Source organism: Acinetobacter sp. AB03, from assembly GCF_058107045.1.
Window position 1 is genome coordinate 3,002,945 of the sequence record NZ_JBUEBA010000002.1, and the last position, 16,856, is coordinate 3,019,800.

Consider the following 16,856-nt stretch of genomic DNA (forward strand, 5'->3'; position numbering starts at 1 on the left):
TCTTATTTCTACCTCTATATTTTTACCACAGCGCCAACTGTGTCGTGACCCCAGATGTATCGACTCCACCCAATTCGGCATAATGGTACAACTGCCCCAGTAGCTGACGAATTGGCGGACCTGACTTGGCATGGGTATCGGTGATCACAATAAACTCTAACACACGCGCACGCTCAGACTGACGCTGTTTACTCACGCGATAACGCGGTACATCCTGCGTTAATAAAGTCACGCGACCTCGCTCCAAATTGGCTTTGAGCAAGTCCCCTGCTTCAATATTACCATCGGTTGAATAACTGGTCAGAATGTAACGTGCATTGATGGTAGAAAGTAATTTTTCATATGCCTCTTTGGCATACTTTGACGAGTTATAAGGACTCGGACGCTCTTTACGCCACGCACGGTCAATTCCGCTTTTAAAACCTTTGGTGTCTGGTGTCGGCAAATCCACCTGATCCCATAAGGTTAAAGCATTTAAGACATGATAATTACTACTGTAAGCATGCTGGTTATAGGGTGGATCTAGATAGGCTACATCGACCTCAAAACTACTCATTTGGTTTGCCAAATGCTGCGCATCGACACACCACATTTCAGCCATCGGGTTCTTTTGCTTATTATCACCCACTTCACTAAAGCGACTTGGGGTCAACCACAGCAAGGATTCAATCCGTTCTAACGCTGTTTGGGTTTTACCCCCCCAGCCGTGGTGGAAGCTCTTAAAGACGCCGGAAGTATTGCTGACAAAACTGGCTGAATACAGCAGCGGTGCCAATAAAGCAGACATCTCCACATCATCGATTGCCCCTTGTGCCTGCCATGTGGCAATTTGCTGACGAATCGCATCGATACGCATGCCGTTGCGACGTTTGAAGAACAAACGATCTCGGCTTGGATCATAGATCTCATCATTTCGCGGACACAAATTATGTGTCACCCAGCCCTTAACTTCAGGCAAGCGGTTTAAATAATCAATGGCTTTTTGATAACCACCCAACTCTTTAAATGCAGGCGCTTCGGTACAAGCCAAGATGGCATGGTTCAACGCATGGCTATACGGTTCCCAGTCATTGGCAATCACGCGATAACCATTTTGACGCGCCAAACGCGAGACCACGCCCGAACCTGCAAAGAAGTCAGCAAAAATAGGCGCACGACCATCTGCACGGTTTAAAGTCCCTGTACTCTCGAGTGCCTCTAAAATCAGATGCAACAGACGGCGCTTATTCCCCAAATAAGGAACAAGTTGATGAAATAGATATTCATCGGTGGTACGTGCCGCGTGACGACGTTTATGATAAACCGTAGACTCTGAACTCATAATGACTCTTGAGAAGGGATAAGCGTTAAGCGCACATCATCACCCAATTGTGTGACATCCATGAGCTTAAAGCGGAGTTGCTCTGCCATCTGAGAAAACTCAGCATTGAACATTGCACGTGCAGACTGACCCAATAAGGTCGGTGCTACATAACTAATCATTTCATCGACCAACTTCTCTTGTAAAAAAGCCGTCGATAACGTTGCACCTGCTTCAACCATGACATCGTAAATTTGATGCGATTGAACCAACTGCTTTAATAACTGATCTAAAGACTGTACAGCAAACTGTAGCACGCCTAAATCAGCCAATGCTTGACGATAAGGCCCCATCACCATCACGGTGTCAGGCTGCTGTAAAATTTGAGCCGTCAGAGGCAATCGGCCTTGACGGTCTAACACCAGACGTTTTGGTTGTACAACTGTTGTCAGATCCGTAACACGCTGAAGCTGTCTGACATTGAGCTGAGGATCATCGGCCAGTATAGTTTCAATCCCAGTGATCACGACGCCAGAAATGGCACGAAAATGCTGAACATCTAAACGTGCGTCTGAGCCTGTAATCCATTTTGACTCACCCGAAGCCATCGCCGTTCGACCATCTAAACTAGAAGCAACTTTTAAACGCACATAAGGCATACCTGTAGCCATGGCTTTTAAAAAGCCCGCATTCAACTGATGCGCTTCGGCTTGGCAAATACCAACATCGACCTCAATGCCTGCTTCTTTTAAAATTTGTACCCCTTTACCAGCCACCAAGGGGTTGGGGTCTGGACAGGCAATCACAACACGTGCCACACCTGCCTCGACCAAACCTTTGGCACACGGCGGTGTACGCCCATAATGCGCACAAGGTTCTAAAGTGACATAAGCCGTTGCGCCTTGGGTCTGTTCGCCCGCTTCGCGCATCGCAAAAACTTCTGCATGGGGCTGACCCGCTTTAGGGTGATAACCCGTCCCTAGCAACTGCCCATCTTTGACAATGACACAGCCTACATTTGGATTTGGCTTGGTGCTGTATTGACCTTGTAGTGCTAAAGCAATCGCTTGTTTCATCCAAGCTTGGTCGGCGTGTAAAGCACTAGACTGTAATTCAGACATGGATGCCAACTCGCTTAATGTTCACGTTGTTGCATTTGTTCAATTTGGTGGCGAAAGGCATCCACATCCTGAAAGTCTTGATAGACCGATGCAAAACGTACATACGCAACATGATCCAACGAAAATAAAGATTGCATAACAATTTCACCAATGGTGCGTGATTTCACATCACGCTCACCTAAACGGCGGATTTGCAGCTGAATATCGCTCAAGACAGTTTCAATTTGCTCTTGCGTCACGGGACGTTTTTGTAAAGCATGCATCAAGGAACGACGCAATTTTGCTTCATCAAAAGGTTCACTTTTTCCATCCGACTTGATCACACGAGGCATGACCACTTCATAACTTTCAAAGGTTGTGAATCGTTCACCACAACTAATACATTCACGACGACGACGAATTTGACAACCTTCAGCGGCCAAACGTGAGTCGATCACTTTACTGTCTTCAGCGTTGCAAAATGGACAATGCATAGTGGTTAAATTGAACAAATTTGAATGGTTTTAGAGTGTAGCAAAAATTCGGTGTTTTGTAGAGCTTTACGCTAGATATAGAAAAAAAACAGCCCTTTCGGGCTGTTTCACACAATATATTGATTATACTGTTTATTTATTATTCTATTGATTAGTCCACACGTTCGCCATGTTGACTCAAGTCTAGACCCATACGTTCATCATCAGATTCAACGCGAATTCCAATCACTAGATCAATCACTTTTAAGATAATGAAGGTTAATACTGCTGAGTATGCGATCGTTGCCAATACCCCTTCAACTTGAACCCAAAGTTGATGCATCACATCACTTGGCGCTTTGTCGCCCATGATGAAATCGCTGGCAAAGAATGCCGTTAAGATTGCACCGACAATACCACCCACACCATGTAAACCAAACGCATCTAAAGAGTCGTCGGCTTTTAAGGCACGTTTCAATGCACTGATACCCCAGAAGCACACCACACCACCGATTAAACCCATCGCCAGTGCACCGCCGACAGTCACAAAGCCTGCTGCTGGTGTAATCACTACCAGACCAGCAACCGCACCAGATGCAGCACCGAGTACTGAACCTTTACCACGTGCAACTTTTTCAGTAATTAACCAAGAGATTGCCGCTGCTGCTGCTGCTACTTGCGTCACGAGCAATGCATAACCTGCTGAGCCGTTTGCGCCCAATGCAGAACCACCGTTGAAACCAAACCAACCAACCCACAGTAAGCTTGCACCCACAACGGTTAATGCCAAGTTGTGTGGAGCCATTGATTCACGGCCTAAGCCCATACGTTTGCCCAGCATATATGCAGCAACCAAACCTGCCACACCTGAGTTGATGTGTACAACGGTACCGCCAGCAAAGTCGAGTGCACCATCATTTGCTAACCAGCCACCGCCCCATACCCAGTGAGTAATTGGTGCATAAACCACGACTACCCAAATCGAGATGAAAGCGATAAATGCGCCGAATTTCATCCGTTCTGCAATTGAACCACTAATAATGGCAACCGTAATGATGGCAAAGGTCATTTGGAAAATAACGAATAGAACTTCAGGAATCGTCCCTGTGAGTGCATCTGTGGTAATCCCAGTCAGCATAAACTTATCTAAGCCACCGATAAAGGCATTGCCCTCACCAAAGGCCAATGTATAACCAATGATGACCCATGCAATACTCACCACTGCCGCAGCAACAAAGCTATGTGCCATGGTGCTTAAGACATTTTTCTTACGAACCATACCGCCGTAGAATAACGCTAAACCTGGAATGGTCATTAATAAAACCAGTGCTGTGGAGACTAAAATCCACGCCGTATCACCTGTATCTAATGTTGGTTCTTCTTCTGCAGGTGCGGGTGCTTCTACTGGAGCAGCAACGGCTTCAACCGCTTGTACCGCTGGAGCAGCCACATCCGTTGTTTCAACCACTGTGACTTGTTCTGATGGAGTTGGCGCTGTTGCTGCTTCTTCAGCCCAAGCAACAGAACCACCTAAAAGTGCGCCAGATAAGCTCAGCGCGAATAGCATCTTTTTCATTCGTATCCCCCAACCTAATTTGTGCGAGTTATGTGTTACTCAGCAAACTTCATGCCAAATTAAACGGCATCGGCACCTGTTTCACCTGTACGGATACGGATGACTTGCTCTAAATTTGTGACGAAAATTTTACCGTCGCCAATTTTTCCTGTACTAGCCACACGTGTGATTGACTCAATCACCGCGTCGACCATTTCATCACTGATCGCGATTTCGATTTTTACTTTTGGTAAGAAATCAACAACATATTCAGCGCCACGATAAAGTTCAGTATGACCTTTTTGACGACCAAAGCCTTTGACTTCAGTTACCGTGATCCCTTGAACACCAATTTCAGACAGTGCTTCACGCACATCATCCAATTTAAACGGTTTTACAATTGCAGTTACGAGCTTCATGTTTGTTTTCCTTCGGCTTATTTCACCAGTAAGGTTTTATGTTCAAATTTCATGCCAAAAATTCTTAGGTTGGGGGGAAAAGAAAGTCTGACATGAGTTTTCTTTATACCCTATTCTATACATTTAAATGCGTTTTGAGCTTCAAAATTCAGGTTTTTTAGTCGAAGATTTATGATTTTTTTACAATCGATGAAATCATATTTCATCTGAAAGGCTATAGAGTCAGAAGCAGCAATGGTACACTGCTGTCACTTCTCCAACTGTTGGATATAGAAATGATTGAAACTTTATTACAAGCCATACTGGAACAAGTCGAACAACCTAAACAAGACTTAGAACATAATTTACGCGCACTGCTGAATGAAGCGGTGACCAAGATGGATTTGGTTTCCAAAGATGAAATTGAGCGTCAACGTACTGCACTGAATAATGCCAATTTGCGTTTAAATGACTTATTGAAACAAGTGGAAGCTTTAGAGTTACGCATTCAGAACAAAAAATGAGCACCTGTTTGGTGCAACAAAAGACGCATAACGAATTAAAATAATGCACTATAATGGAACAAAAGATGTCTTTTGCCAAAATTTACACTCGAGCTTTGCTCGGTTTACACGCACCTTCGGTTGAAGTTGAAGTTCATCTGAGCCAAGGACTACCCTCTTTAACCATTGTGGGGCTTCCTGAAGCAGCCGTTCGGGAAAGTAAAGATCGGGTACGCTCCGCCATTATCAATAGTGGCTTTCAGTTTCCGACTAAACGCCTCACTATCAACCTTGCGCCCGCAGATCTGCCCAAAGACAGCTCACGACTGGATTTGCCTATTGCACTGGGTATTTTAATTGCCTCTGGTCAGCTCCCTGAGCAAGGGACTGACAATTTTGAATTTATAGGTGAGTTGGCACTTGATGGGCAACTGCGACCAATTTCAGGTACTTTAAGTATTGCGATTGCCTGCCAGCAAGCTGGACATCAACTGATTTTACCTGAGGCCAATGCGCAAGAAGCCTCTCAACTGCCCAATTTTCAAGTATTTGCAGCGCAACATTTAAAACAAGTCTGTGAGCATCTGTCGCAAAACCATCTCATCCAACAGTTTCAACCCACGGCGCTAAAAGCCTCCCAACATTACAAATTTGATTTGGCCGATGTTAAAGGTCAACTACGTCCGAGACGTGCCTTAGAGATTGCGGCAGCAGGTGGTCATTCTTTGCTATTTAAAGGACCGCCAGGAACAGGGAAAACCCTATTGGCTTCACGTTTAGCCAGTATTTTACCGCCCTTGAACACGCAAGAGAATTTGGAAGTGGCGAGTATTTACTCGGTGGCCAATCATCAACATCCTTTTGGACAGCGGCCATTTCGTGCACCGCACCATACAGCTTCTGCAGTTGCCCTAGTCGGTGGCGGGTCACAACCCAAACCCGGTGAAATTACTTTGGCACATAAAGGCGTGCTGTTTTTAGATGAGCTACCAGAGTTTGACCGCAAGGTGTTGGAGGTTTTAAGACAGCCGATTGAAGCCAAAGAGATTGTGATTTCGCGTGCTTCACGGCAGATCACCTTTCCAGCCAATTTCCAACTGATTGCCGCAATGAACCCGTGTCCCTGTGGTTATGCTTTTAATCAAGATAGCCGTTGCCAGTGCTCAGCCGAGGCGATTAAACGCTACCAAAACCGCATTTCAGGGCCTTTGCTGGATCGGATTGATTTACATATTGATGTACCACCCTTGCATGCTTCTGAATTGCAAGACACACAAGCCGTGGAAGACTCGGCAACTGTACGTGAGCGCGTGATTCAAGCTTATGAATGGCAAATGCAGCGCCAAGCTTGTCTCAATATGGCTTTATCACCCAAACAACTCGAACAATTCGCACCGCTAGATGGACAAGCGGCTTTAATCTTTGAAAAAGCACAACAGCGTTTAAATTTGTCTGCTCGGGGTTATCATCGGATTTTAAGAGTGGCCAGAACCATTGCGGATTTGGCCCAGTCAGAGCACATCCAAACAGGACATTTGACTGAAGCTCTCTCCTACCGACAGCAAAATGCCTAAAATTGCTAAATTCCACATAGAAAAACCCCTCCAGTCCTATGACTAGAGGGGTTTTGAAGATGCTAAAACTTAGAAAGTTTTAGTTAAGGTAAACACAGCACCTGTTTCTACACCACGTGCTGTCACATGATCCAGATTATCAGTATCAATATTGGTTCCTACTGCTGCCAATTCTGCTGTTGCACCAGGAATAGACTGGAATGCATAGGTCACACCTACTTTCCAATCGACATAATTGTCATCATCACCAAATGAATATTTATCTTCATCACTGACCACGGTATAACCCACATTCGCAACGCCACCAAAGCCCGTTGAACCAAATGGAATTGCATAACCAGCATTGATGTTCCAACTGTCTGTATCTGCTGCAACATAGTCATTGGTATAGTTTACATTGGTCAGTAGGCTGTCCCCTTCAGTAAAGACACTCGCAAAGGTTAATTTGCCATAAAACTCTAACCAGTTCAGATCATCTGCACTTGGATAGTTGTAGTACACCATACCCACATCAAGCACTGGCTTGCTGGCAAAGCTTTCTAATGTTGTTGCAAAACCAATCGATGGATCGAGTTCTAAACTCGGTGAACCTTCGCCAAAATCAACATTTGACCCCCAAAGACCCAAATACAAGCCTGAGTCATGTGCCAAAGTAAAGCCCGCTTGTACCGCTGGATCATTTTGGGTTTGAGTTAAACCACGGAAACGATAGTCGGTTGTTACAGCAGCACTTCCGCTAAAAGAGAAACCAAACGGTAATGCTGGCTCGTCATCTGCGAAAGTGAATGTAGAAGCTGAAGCCACCACAGCTAAAGATAATGCTTTAAGTGCAAATTTCATTGTTTGATTCCCCCACATCGTATCCGACGTTTTTTGGTTATTTCGATAAACTCATGTAGGTAGTAGCAATAGCTATGCCACATTCAATTCAAAACCAGACCCGTTTTTCAAAAAGTCATATTAAGAATTTGTTTTTATTCAATTTATATGAAATATAAAAAAATTAACTCGCACTCAACTTGATCGTAAAATATCTTCGCGGTGAATTGAAGCCAAGCTGATCAAGCAAACATAATTGTTTACAATATGCGCTATTTTGAGACTCATCTTTGGAACGTACGTTTTTAAGTGCATAAAAAAAGTGCATCTCCAACCGATCAGGATGCACTCTTCATATTTGTAACATTTAGAAGTTGTAAGTTAAACCCAGCACCAGATGGTCCTCTAAATCCTCTCCCATACGATTATGTACACCATAAATATAATCCGCAGACATCTCGATCCCTGTCTCTGCAAAGGGTCTACTCAGGCCTAAGCGAACTTCATTAACAGTAAAGTTCTTCTCTGTAGTGAGTATGGCATCATCATGCTGACGATAAATCGATGCACCAATTGAACTATTGAGTTGAAAGTTTTGTGGAAGTGCATAATGATGTGCAAGGCTTAAATAGGTATCGCCTGCATTGGCATAGCTTACATCGGCTAAAGCCACCGTGACGCCTACATCAAAGTCTTTATAGCTCAGACTATTTACAAACTCCGCTCCAGTCGTACTTCGGCGTTCTGTGCGATCTTCACTATAGACCGAGCCGCCATCATTATATAAATAAGTCACAATATGTGAGCGGTAGCTTAAATCTGGGCTGAGTGTGCCTGCATACCCCATATAAAAATCATGCTCAACACCGTGATCTTTACTGATATCCGCTGCATCATAATTCAGTGTTGAAGCCCAATAACCAGCATATAGACCAGATGCATGTTCATATTCAAGCCCTGCTTGTAGGGTCGGCTGATCATTTTCAATACCCCCACGATAAATATACTGACTGAGCACAGCAAGGCTTCCACTGAGTCCACCTTCTGAACTTTGTTGCTGTGGCTCACTTGCGTTGACCAACATACTGCCAGTGGAAAAAATTAAAAATAGTGCAATTTTATGTGAATTTTTATGCATTTAAGCTCTCAAAATCTCTTTAGACATGAATCATTTACTGATTCCATACCTATAAATTTTAAAGCTATTTTTTAACAATGGGTCCATTTTATCTAGGCAACTGCTGTGTAATTCATCATTTGCCAATCTGGGTATGGGTTATTCTGAACCGATTCCAGACGACTAGAAATGACTGAACACTTTGATTCATAAGCTAAAATGACCTAACAGTCTATATATTATATTCTGCGATACATAGCAAAAAACAGAATTAAGAAGAGAAAAATAATTCGATGTTTTATAAAGATAAAGATTTATTTTAGTAAACTGAATATTTTAACTAAAATTAAAATATTTCAAACATATCGCTTACAAAAAAATGCATTACTTTAGTTGAATATGTTAAATAAAAATGACAATTTTTCAGCGATTACTTATACAATTGCTGTTCTCTTTCCATCCAATTTGTATAAGGTTCGCTCCCCAATGCAAAACACAAAAAAATTAGCATTAGCAGTTTTAGTACAAACTGCACTTATATCAACAGCTTTTGCGAGTGAGCAAAGTGAATCTAAAGGTTTCGTTGAGGACGCTGAAGGATCAGTGTTATTTCGTACTGGTTATTTAAGTCGTGACAAGAAAAATGGTGTAGCTGATACAAGTTCAGCAGCTCAAAGCGCAATAGTTAAAATTGAGTCTGGTTATACCAAAGGTATCGTTGGGTTTGGTTTAGGCGTAGTTGGTGATGGTTCGTTCAAATTAGGCGAAAATAACCATGCTGGCAACCAAATGATTCCATTGCACAACAATGGTGCAAAAGATTCAAATGGCCATGTTGATGCTTATGACCACTGGGCTCGTGGTGGCGGTATCGTCAAAGCGCGTATTTCAAATACTGAAGTGCGTTATGGTACTCAAGTACTCGATTTACCTGTTCTTGCAAGTAATACTGGACGTATGGTTCCTGAATATTTTACAGGTACTTTATTAACTAGCCACGAAATCAAGAATCTTGAAATTGTTGCTGGTAAATTTACTAAGAACCAAATGTCTGATCAAATCAAAACCGATGCTGACGTCAATGGCAATGGTCTTGATCGTGCAATTGTTTGGGGAGCTAAGTACAAATTTGATGACAATTTAAATGCATCTTATTATGGCTTAGACAGCAAAAATGCTCTTGAACGTCATTATGTAAATGTGAACTTTAAACAGCCTTTAGCGAATGACAGTTCATTAACTTACGATTTAAGTGCTTATCATACTAAGTTTGATGAAGCAGCAAATACTTATTCACAAACCACTGATAACTTATCAGATCGTAAGAATGATATTTGGGCTCTTTCTACAGCTTATAATACTGGCGCACATAACATCATGGTTGCATACCAACAAAACAGTGGTAATGTTGGTTATGACTATGGTCAAAATGCTGATGGCTTCCAAAGTATATACCTTCCAAACTCATACCTTTCTGACTTTATTGGTAACGATGAAAAATCTGCCCAAATCCAGTACAGTCTTGATTTTGGTAAATTAGGTATATTACCAGGTCTAAACTGGACAACTGCATTTGTATACGGTTGGGATATCAAAGTCAAAGATATGACGAATGATGCGCAAGAGCATGAATTCTTTAACCAAGTGAAATATACAGTTCAATCTGGTTTTGCTAAAGATGCGAGCTTACGTTTACGTCATTCGTACTACCGTGCAAGTGATGAATATCAAACAAATGCATACATTGGTGACACCAACGAATGGCGTGTTTGGTTAGACATTCCTGTGAAATTCTTCTAATTTCTATGGAAAAGCTAATCTAATAAAAAACCTGCACATTGTGCAGGTTTTTTATTGAAGCCTACAATCAAACACAGTTCAATCGAGGCTTCATAGACAGAATTATTTTGCTGCTTCGATTGCTTTAAGCACTTCTTGCTTAGCAACTTCAGAACCTTCCCAACCTGTTAATTTAACCCACTTCCCTGGCTCTAAGTCTTTATAGTGCGCGAAGAAGTGTTCAACTTGTTGAATCAATAAAGGTGGAAGATCGGTATATTCTTTCACGTCTTTATAAATTGGCGTTAACTTGTCATGTGGAACTGCGATCAATTTCGCATCGATACCACCATCATCTTCCATGTTCAATTTACCTACAGGGCGGCAACGAATTACTGAGCCTGGTTCAACTGGATGTGGCGTTACAACAAGTACATCTAATGGATCACCATCTTCAGACAAGGTGTTTGGTACATAACCATAGTTCGCTGGGTAGAACATTGCTGTACCCATGAAACGATCTACAAAAAGCGCATCCGAATCTTTATCAATTTCATATTTGATTGGTGCTGCATTTGCAGGAATTTCGATGATCACGTAGATATCGTTCGGTGCATCTTTACCCGCAGGGATATTGCTGTAGCTCATAACATCACTCTTTAACAAGTTAAATCTTTTAAAAACCGCATCGATTATAACGGTTTTTGAGAAAAAAATATTTCTGCGATTATACATCCACTGGGTGAAAATATGTATGTTTCGCACTTAGCCCATTGTCAGTCGAATGACCAACAATAATAAACAAATTGGGCAAAGCAGTGACAACAGCCAAACGATCGATCGAAGCGTCGACCAGTTAGCCAAATAACAAATGCCATACACCACACGAAAGACAAGATAGGCAATACCAAACGTCATAGTGACCACTTGCGGAATCACCATATATTCAGCCATTAAAATGGCTGCAATAAATAAGGGTAAACTCTCAAAGCTATTTTGCTGTGCAGCATTGGCACGTGCAGCCAGACCAGTCGTCTTGGCTAGAAATTCACGCGGATGTTGATTATCTTTGGCGCGAAATCCTGCTGTTTTTTTAGCAATGATTGTAAATACGTAAGGCAGTAAACAAGCAATTAAAATGAGATAAATAATCCCGCTAATGCTTTGCATTGGTTTTTTCTCATCAAGATCATTTCGACGGCTATCATAGCATGGCATTCCGAGGATAAATTTGGTTAAATTATAGTGTTTTTATAATTTCCCGATGAGACTCCAGCATGGCTAGCCCTGATCAAAAAGAAATGTTCGACGTACTCGAAATTCAGCGTCAACATCAACGCCAAGTGGATCGTGTTTTAAAGATTGTGCTTCCCGTTACTGCATTTTTATTGGCGGTCATTTGTGCCAATATGAATATTGGTTCGACTCTTGGCACACTGGTCATGCTGATCATTGCATTTTGGATGGTCGGGATTAAACGTCAAAACCTATGGTCTTGGTTGCTTGCAGTGACCGTCTATTGTCTGATCGATAATGTCCTGAGTTTTGGTAGTTTTGCTTTCCCAGCCTTTAGTCGTCAGTGCGGTACGATGCTGACCTTTGTTGGCATCTTGGGCATTGGCCGTCCCTATATTGATCGCTGGTTAATGAAGAATTAAATGCGAACATGAAAAAAAAGCGCCTGATGGCGCTTTTTTTATTTGAACTTAAGCTGTTTTACGTAAATCTTTACGTAGGATTTTACCTACGTTTGATTTCGGTAACTCATCTAAGAATTCAACATAACGCGGACGTTTGTAACCCGTTAAGTTCTCTTTCGCAAAGGCCAAGACTTCTTCTGTGGTTAAAGATGGATCTTTCTTCACTACAAACAGTTTTGGTACTTCACCTGATTTTTCATCAGGTACACCAATGGCAGCTACTTCCAATACTTTAGGATGCTTTGAAACCACTTCTTCGATTTCTGAAGGGTAAACGTTAAAGCCTGACACCAAAATCATGTCTTTCTTACGGTCTACAATTTTCACATAGCCGCGAGCGTCCATGACACCAATGTCACCCGTACGGAAGAAACCATCTTCAGTCATCACTTTAGCTGTTTCATCTGCACGATTCCAATAGCCACGCATCACTTGTGGACCACGGATTGAAATCTCACCTTGTTCACCCAGTGCAACTTCCTTACCGTCATCATCCAAAATTGCAACTTCAGTTAATGGCAATGGAATACCAATCGTGCCGCTAAATTCTTCTGACGCTGGCGGATTTGCCGTTGCCACAGGTGAAGTTTCAGATAGGCCATAACCTTCAATGATGTTGGTTCCAGTAATTCGCTTCCACGCTTCTGCTGTAGAAGGAAGCACCGCCATACCACCGCCCATCGCCATTTTCAATTTGCTGTGGTCGAGTTGCTTAAACTCTTCATTGTTCACTAAAGCATTGAATAGTGTATTCACTGCTGGGAAGAATGACGGTTGGTATTTACGTAATTCTTTCATCACCGCAGGTAAATCACGCGGGTTTGGAATCAAAACGTTGGCTTGGCCTTTGTACATGCCGTACATCGCACAAACCATGAACGCAAAAATATGATATAGCGGTAAGGCACAGAAAATGCGGTCATCAGGTTGACCATCTTGAGCACCAAATTTACTTTGGAAAATACCGTCACACTGCAACATGTTCGCCACAAGGTTGCGATGCGTCAGTTCTGCACCTTTTGATACCCCTGTAGTGCCGCCAGTGTACTGAAGCACTGCTGTGTCACTTAACGTTAAGTTCGGGCGCTTATAGTTACTCGCACTAACTTTCGACATTGCCGCATTAAAGCGAATATGACCAGGAATATTCCATGCTGGAATTTGCTTACGCACAGAACGTAATACAAAGTTCACCAGGGTGCCTTTTAATGTACCCAACATGTCACCTACAGAGGCAATCACGACATGTTTAACTGGCGTTTTACCATTAATCGCTTGATAAACAGAGGCAAAGTTTTCGATGATCACTAAAACTTCTGAACCCGAGTCATTTAACTGATGTTCAAGTTCGCGCGCGGTATACAGTGGATTGACGTTAACCAATACTAAACCTGCACGGAATACACCCAAAGCAACGATAGGATACTGAAGAACGTTCGGCATCATCACAGCGACACGTGAGCCTTTTGCTAGACCCAAACTTTGTAAATACGTTGCAAATTTACGGCTTGCTTCTTCTAACTCATTAAAAGTGAGCACTTTATCCATAAAGATAAAAGCATCACGAGAGCCAAATTTTTGGAAATTTCGTTCAAAAACATCTACTAATGACGTGTTTTCTGGTGGCAATTCTACAGTCTCTGGAATCCCCGTTTTTTGGTATTCTGCGAACCAAATTTTTTCCATATCGCCCGATTCTCCTATCAGTAATCCTTAAATTTCAACTATTGTTCTCAATATTAAGCGCTCTTTATTTAACTTCTGTTGCTTAATACTGCATCCATTTCCCGCATACATACCATATATAACGTATTTTGATCAATGGATGCTAGTTTTATCTCTGAACTAACAGTTTATTTGCTTTTTGATAACCACGTGGTAATAACTGCCCTTTTGATGCTCTTTTGCCTATGTATTTTTGCAAGTCATCACCCTTCAATTTTAATTGCTGCTGTCCTGCAACGACTTGCAGTATTTCATCTAGCGTTAATCTTGTCATAAATACAATTTGATCTTTCTCTTCAAGTTGTATCAATTTATTACCTTTACCTTTATTCAAAATAGGCAACTCTGACAACTCTAAAATCAACAAACGACCCGCTGAGGTCAATAACGCCAAATGGGTGGCCTGATCAACACTTATTAATGGCATAACTGTGGCTTTTTCAGGTAAAGTCAGGAAGGCTTTCCCTGCTTTTGCATTGGTATCTAACTGTTTTGCCTGTGTTTTAAACCCATATCCTTTACTACTTAGTGCTATGACTTCGGCTTCATCATCAGCAATGAAGACTTGTTTAAAACCAACACCACTGGCTGGGGATAATTTTGAACTCAACGGTTCTCCCAGACCACGTGCGGACGGTAGGCTATTAATGGCTAGTGCATAACTACGTCCTGACTCATCCAGCACATACACGCGCTGATTCGATTTACCTTGTGCATGACTGAGGTATTGATCGCCTGCACGGAAGTTCAGGTTTTCAGCATCAACTTCATGACCTTTGGCTGAGCGAATCCACCCCGCTTCAGACAAGACCACGGTCACAGGATCAGCAGGCATGAAATCTTGCTCACTCATCGCCGTCGCTTCTGCACGATGCACGATTGGTGAACGACGGTCATCGCCGTATTTTTTCGCATCATCTTTGAGTTCATTGATGATCAAAGCTTTTAAAGATTCTGGATTAGCCAACTGTTCACGAATCAGTGCAGCTTTGGCTTCTAACTCTTCTTGCTCACGGCGCATTTCCATTTCTTCAAGTCGGGCCAAATGACGCAACTTGAGTTCTAAAATAGCTTCAGCCTGAATGTCATCAATATTAAAACGTGACATCAACTCCGCTTTGGGCTGTTCTTCTTCACGAATAATACGAATCACTTCATCAATATTTAAATAGGCAATAATCAAACCGCCCAAAATATGTAAACGTTTTTCAATTTTATTCAGGTGATATTGCAGACGACGGGTAACAGTTTCCTTTCGAATTTCAATCCACTCCAGCAAAATACGACGAATCGATTTCACTTGTGGACGGCCATCCGCACCAATCATGTTCATATTGACCCGATAGCTCGACTCAAGATCGGTGGTGGCAAAAAGGTGACTCATCACCGCTTCAGCATCAATCCGATTTGAGCGCAGTACGATTACCAAACGGGTTGGGTTTTGATGATCTGATTCATCTCGTACATCGCTCACCAAAGGCAGTTTTTTCGCCTGCATTTGATCTGCAATTTGTGAAATTACTTTCGAGCCTGACACTTGATAAGGCAAGTCCGTGATCACAATTTCATTTTTTTCGATGCGATACACCGAACGCATACGGTAACTGCCCCGACCTGTGCTTTGTATTTTTAACAGCTCTTCAGGTGGTGTAATAATTTCTGCTTTGGTCGGCAAATCGGGTGCAGGAATATATTCTGCAACTTTTTCATCGCTTAAATTTGGATTACGAATTAAGGCAATGGTGCCTTTCACGACTTCACGCAGGTTATGTGGTGGAATGTCCGTAGCCATACCAACTGCAATGCCTGTGGTGCCATTTAACAATATATTCGGAATACGTGCAGGTAAAGTGACTGGCTCTTTCATCGAACCATCAAAGTTATCCTGCCAGTCACAAGTCCCCTGTCCCAGTTCAGACAAAAGCACTTCACTATACTGAGATAATTTGGCTTCGGTATAACGCATCGCCGCGAACGATTTCGGATCATCGGGAGAACCCCAGTTACCTTGACCTTCAATAAACGGATAACGATAACTAAAAGGCTGCGCCATCAGCACCATCGCTTCATAGCAGGCCGAATCACCATGCGGGTGATACTTACCGAGTACATCGCCAACGGTACGCGCAGATTTTTTGGGTTTACCGCTGTGTTTCAGCCCCAATTCACTCATGGCATACACAATACGGCGTTGTACAGGTTTTAAGCCATCGCTGATATGCGGTAAGGCACGATCCATGATCACGTACATGGCGTAATTGAGATATGCTTGTTCAGTAAATTCTGCTACGGAACGGTTTTCTGTCGCTTGATGCGCAAGGTTCGTCATAACAACCTGTCATCCTAATTAATCGTTTTTTGTTTAAGTTCTTATGCTATGTCGCAGGCTCTGCCTATACAAGTGAAAGCGTACACCACTACGACAAATTGCGTCTTTAGATGTTCCTAGTGTCGTAAAATTATCCATTTTTTTTAAAATGAGCAACTAATTATTTTGAAGTTCAGTTCCTGTGTTCATCTCTGCTCATCAATGAAAATGGTTAAGCAACTTCAGTCTTCTCAACTTGATCGATACGATCGACAAAAAATCGGGGCATCCTCGCCCAAAATACGACACAACCAATTGGATAGATTGCATCAATCAAGTCGCAGCTATTTAAATAGCCTCATCATGCACGGGGCTAACTTTTATCAAAATGCAATGTTGAGAAGCCACATTTCAGCCGAGCAGATTGAATTTTTTATTGCTGAGTTGGATCTGGTTATCGGCTATTTTCAGATCCATCATCTAGATTTTATGTTGAAGTGTATTG

15 protein-coding genes are annotated in these 16,856 nt (G+C 42.4%); 4 read left to right on the top strand and 11 right to left on the bottom strand.

Annotation, left to right across the window (positions count from 1 at the left end; all coding sequences use genetic code 11):
- Positions 1–22: 22 nt before the first annotated feature.
- The 5 genes from ACY3FQ_RS15070 to glnK all read right to left on the bottom strand — a co-directional run bounded on the left by ACY3FQ_RS15070 (position 23) and on the right by glnK (position 4,847).
- Entirely contained in the window at positions 23–1,321 is a 1,299-nt protein-coding gene (locus tag ACY3FQ_RS15070) for a DNA adenine methylase (protein WP_004692850.1), read from the bottom strand.
- Positions 1,318–2,421, bottom strand: coding sequence for a bifunctional diaminohydroxyphosphoribosylaminopyrimidine deaminase/5-amino-6-(5-phosphoribosylamino)uracil reductase RibD (gene ribD, locus ACY3FQ_RS15075; RefSeq protein WP_287166743.1), 1,104 nt, complete (start codon positions 2,419–2,421; stop codon positions 1,318–1,320). Before ribD ends, ACY3FQ_RS15070 begins: the two co-directional genes overlap by 4 nt.
- A 14-nt stretch (positions 2,422–2,435) precedes the next feature.
- A complete protein-coding gene (gene nrdR, locus ACY3FQ_RS15080; RefSeq protein WP_004692852.1) occupies positions 2,436–2,894 on the bottom strand; it encodes a transcriptional regulator NrdR in 459 nt (152 codons plus the stop codon).
- A gap of 151 nt (positions 2,895–3,045) precedes the next feature.
- Positions 3,046–4,449 carry an ammonium transporter gene (locus ACY3FQ_RS15085; protein WP_010325684.1) on the bottom strand — a complete coding sequence of 468 codons (1,404 nt, stop codon included), beginning with the start codon at positions 4,447–4,449 and terminating at the stop codon, positions 3,046–3,048.
- 59 nt (positions 4,450–4,508) lie between these two features.
- Positions 4,509–4,847 (bottom strand): P-II family nitrogen regulator, encoded by a 339-nt coding sequence (gene glnK, locus ACY3FQ_RS15090; RefSeq protein ID WP_004281042.1) that lies wholly within the window; start codon positions 4,845–4,847, stop codon positions 4,509–4,511.
- 275 nt (positions 4,848–5,122) lie between these two features.
- On the opposite strand from glnK, the gene ACY3FQ_RS15095 reads away from it, so the two are divergent.
- Together ACY3FQ_RS15095 and ACY3FQ_RS15100 are read left to right on the top strand one after the other, a co-directional pair.
- Complete coding sequence (locus ACY3FQ_RS15095) at positions 5,123–5,350, top strand: accessory factor UbiK family protein (protein WP_004692854.1); 228 nt, start codon at positions 5,123–5,125, stop codon at positions 5,348–5,350.
- 65 nt (positions 5,351–5,415) lie between these two features.
- Complete coding sequence (locus ACY3FQ_RS15100) at positions 5,416–6,903, top strand: YifB family Mg chelatase-like AAA ATPase (RefSeq protein ID WP_279698090.1); 1,488 nt, start codon at positions 5,416–5,418, stop codon at positions 6,901–6,903.
- Positions 6,904–6,972: 69 nt separating this feature from the next.
- On the opposite strand, the gene ACY3FQ_RS15105 is transcribed toward ACY3FQ_RS15100, so the two are convergent.
- Together ACY3FQ_RS15105 and ACY3FQ_RS15110 are read right to left on the bottom strand one after the other, a co-directional pair.
- Positions 6,973–7,743, bottom strand: a complete 771-nt coding sequence (locus ACY3FQ_RS15105) for a TorF family putative porin (protein ID WP_058868716.1) — start codon at positions 7,741–7,743, stop codon at positions 6,973–6,975.
- 346 nt (positions 7,744–8,089) lie between these two features.
- Positions 8,090–8,860 carry a TorF family putative porin gene (locus tag ACY3FQ_RS15110; RefSeq protein ID WP_287166742.1) on the bottom strand — a complete coding sequence of 257 codons (771 nt, stop codon included), beginning with the start codon at positions 8,858–8,860 and terminating at the stop codon, positions 8,090–8,092.
- A 465-nt stretch (positions 8,861–9,325) separates the two neighbouring features.
- Here ACY3FQ_RS15110 and ACY3FQ_RS15115 point away from each other — a divergent pair, with 465 nt between their 5' ends.
- The gene (locus tag ACY3FQ_RS15115; protein WP_005401006.1) at positions 9,326–10,639 is read left to right on the top strand and encodes an OprD family outer membrane porin; all 1,314 of its coding nucleotides are present in this window, start codon (positions 9,326–9,328) and stop codon (positions 10,637–10,639) included.
- 102 nt (positions 10,640–10,741) lie between these two features.
- Here the strand turns inward: ACY3FQ_RS15115 and ppa are convergent, their stop codons facing one another.
- Positions 10,742–11,266, bottom strand: a complete 525-nt coding sequence (ppa, locus tag ACY3FQ_RS15120) for an inorganic diphosphatase (protein ID WP_004692877.1) — start codon at positions 11,264–11,266, stop codon at positions 10,742–10,744.
- A 117-nt stretch (positions 11,267–11,383) separates the two neighbouring features.
- Positions 11,384–11,788, bottom strand: a complete 405-nt coding sequence (locus ACY3FQ_RS15125; protein ID WP_005401007.1) for an MAPEG family protein — start codon at positions 11,786–11,788, stop codon at positions 11,384–11,386.
- Positions 11,789–11,895: 107 nt separating this feature from the next.
- Between ACY3FQ_RS15125 and ACY3FQ_RS15130 the strand changes: the two genes are divergently transcribed.
- Positions 11,896–12,276 (top strand): hypothetical protein, encoded by a 381-nt coding sequence (locus ACY3FQ_RS15130; RefSeq protein WP_005401008.1) that lies wholly within the window; start codon positions 11,896–11,898, stop codon positions 12,274–12,276.
- 48 nt (positions 12,277–12,324) lie between these two features.
- On the opposite strand, the gene ACY3FQ_RS15135 is transcribed toward ACY3FQ_RS15130, so the two are convergent.
- Both ACY3FQ_RS15135 and parC read right to left on the bottom strand, forming a co-directional pair.
- Positions 12,325–14,004: an AMP-binding protein gene (locus ACY3FQ_RS15135; RefSeq protein ID WP_489774298.1), complete on the bottom strand. Its 1,680-nt coding sequence runs from the start codon at positions 14,002–14,004 to the stop codon at positions 12,325–12,327.
- A gap of 148 nt (positions 14,005–14,152) precedes the next feature.
- Entirely contained in the window at positions 14,153–16,372 is a 2,220-nt protein-coding gene (gene parC, locus ACY3FQ_RS15140) for a DNA topoisomerase IV subunit A (protein WP_279682034.1), read from the bottom strand.
- Positions 16,373–16,856 lie beyond the last annotated feature (484 nt).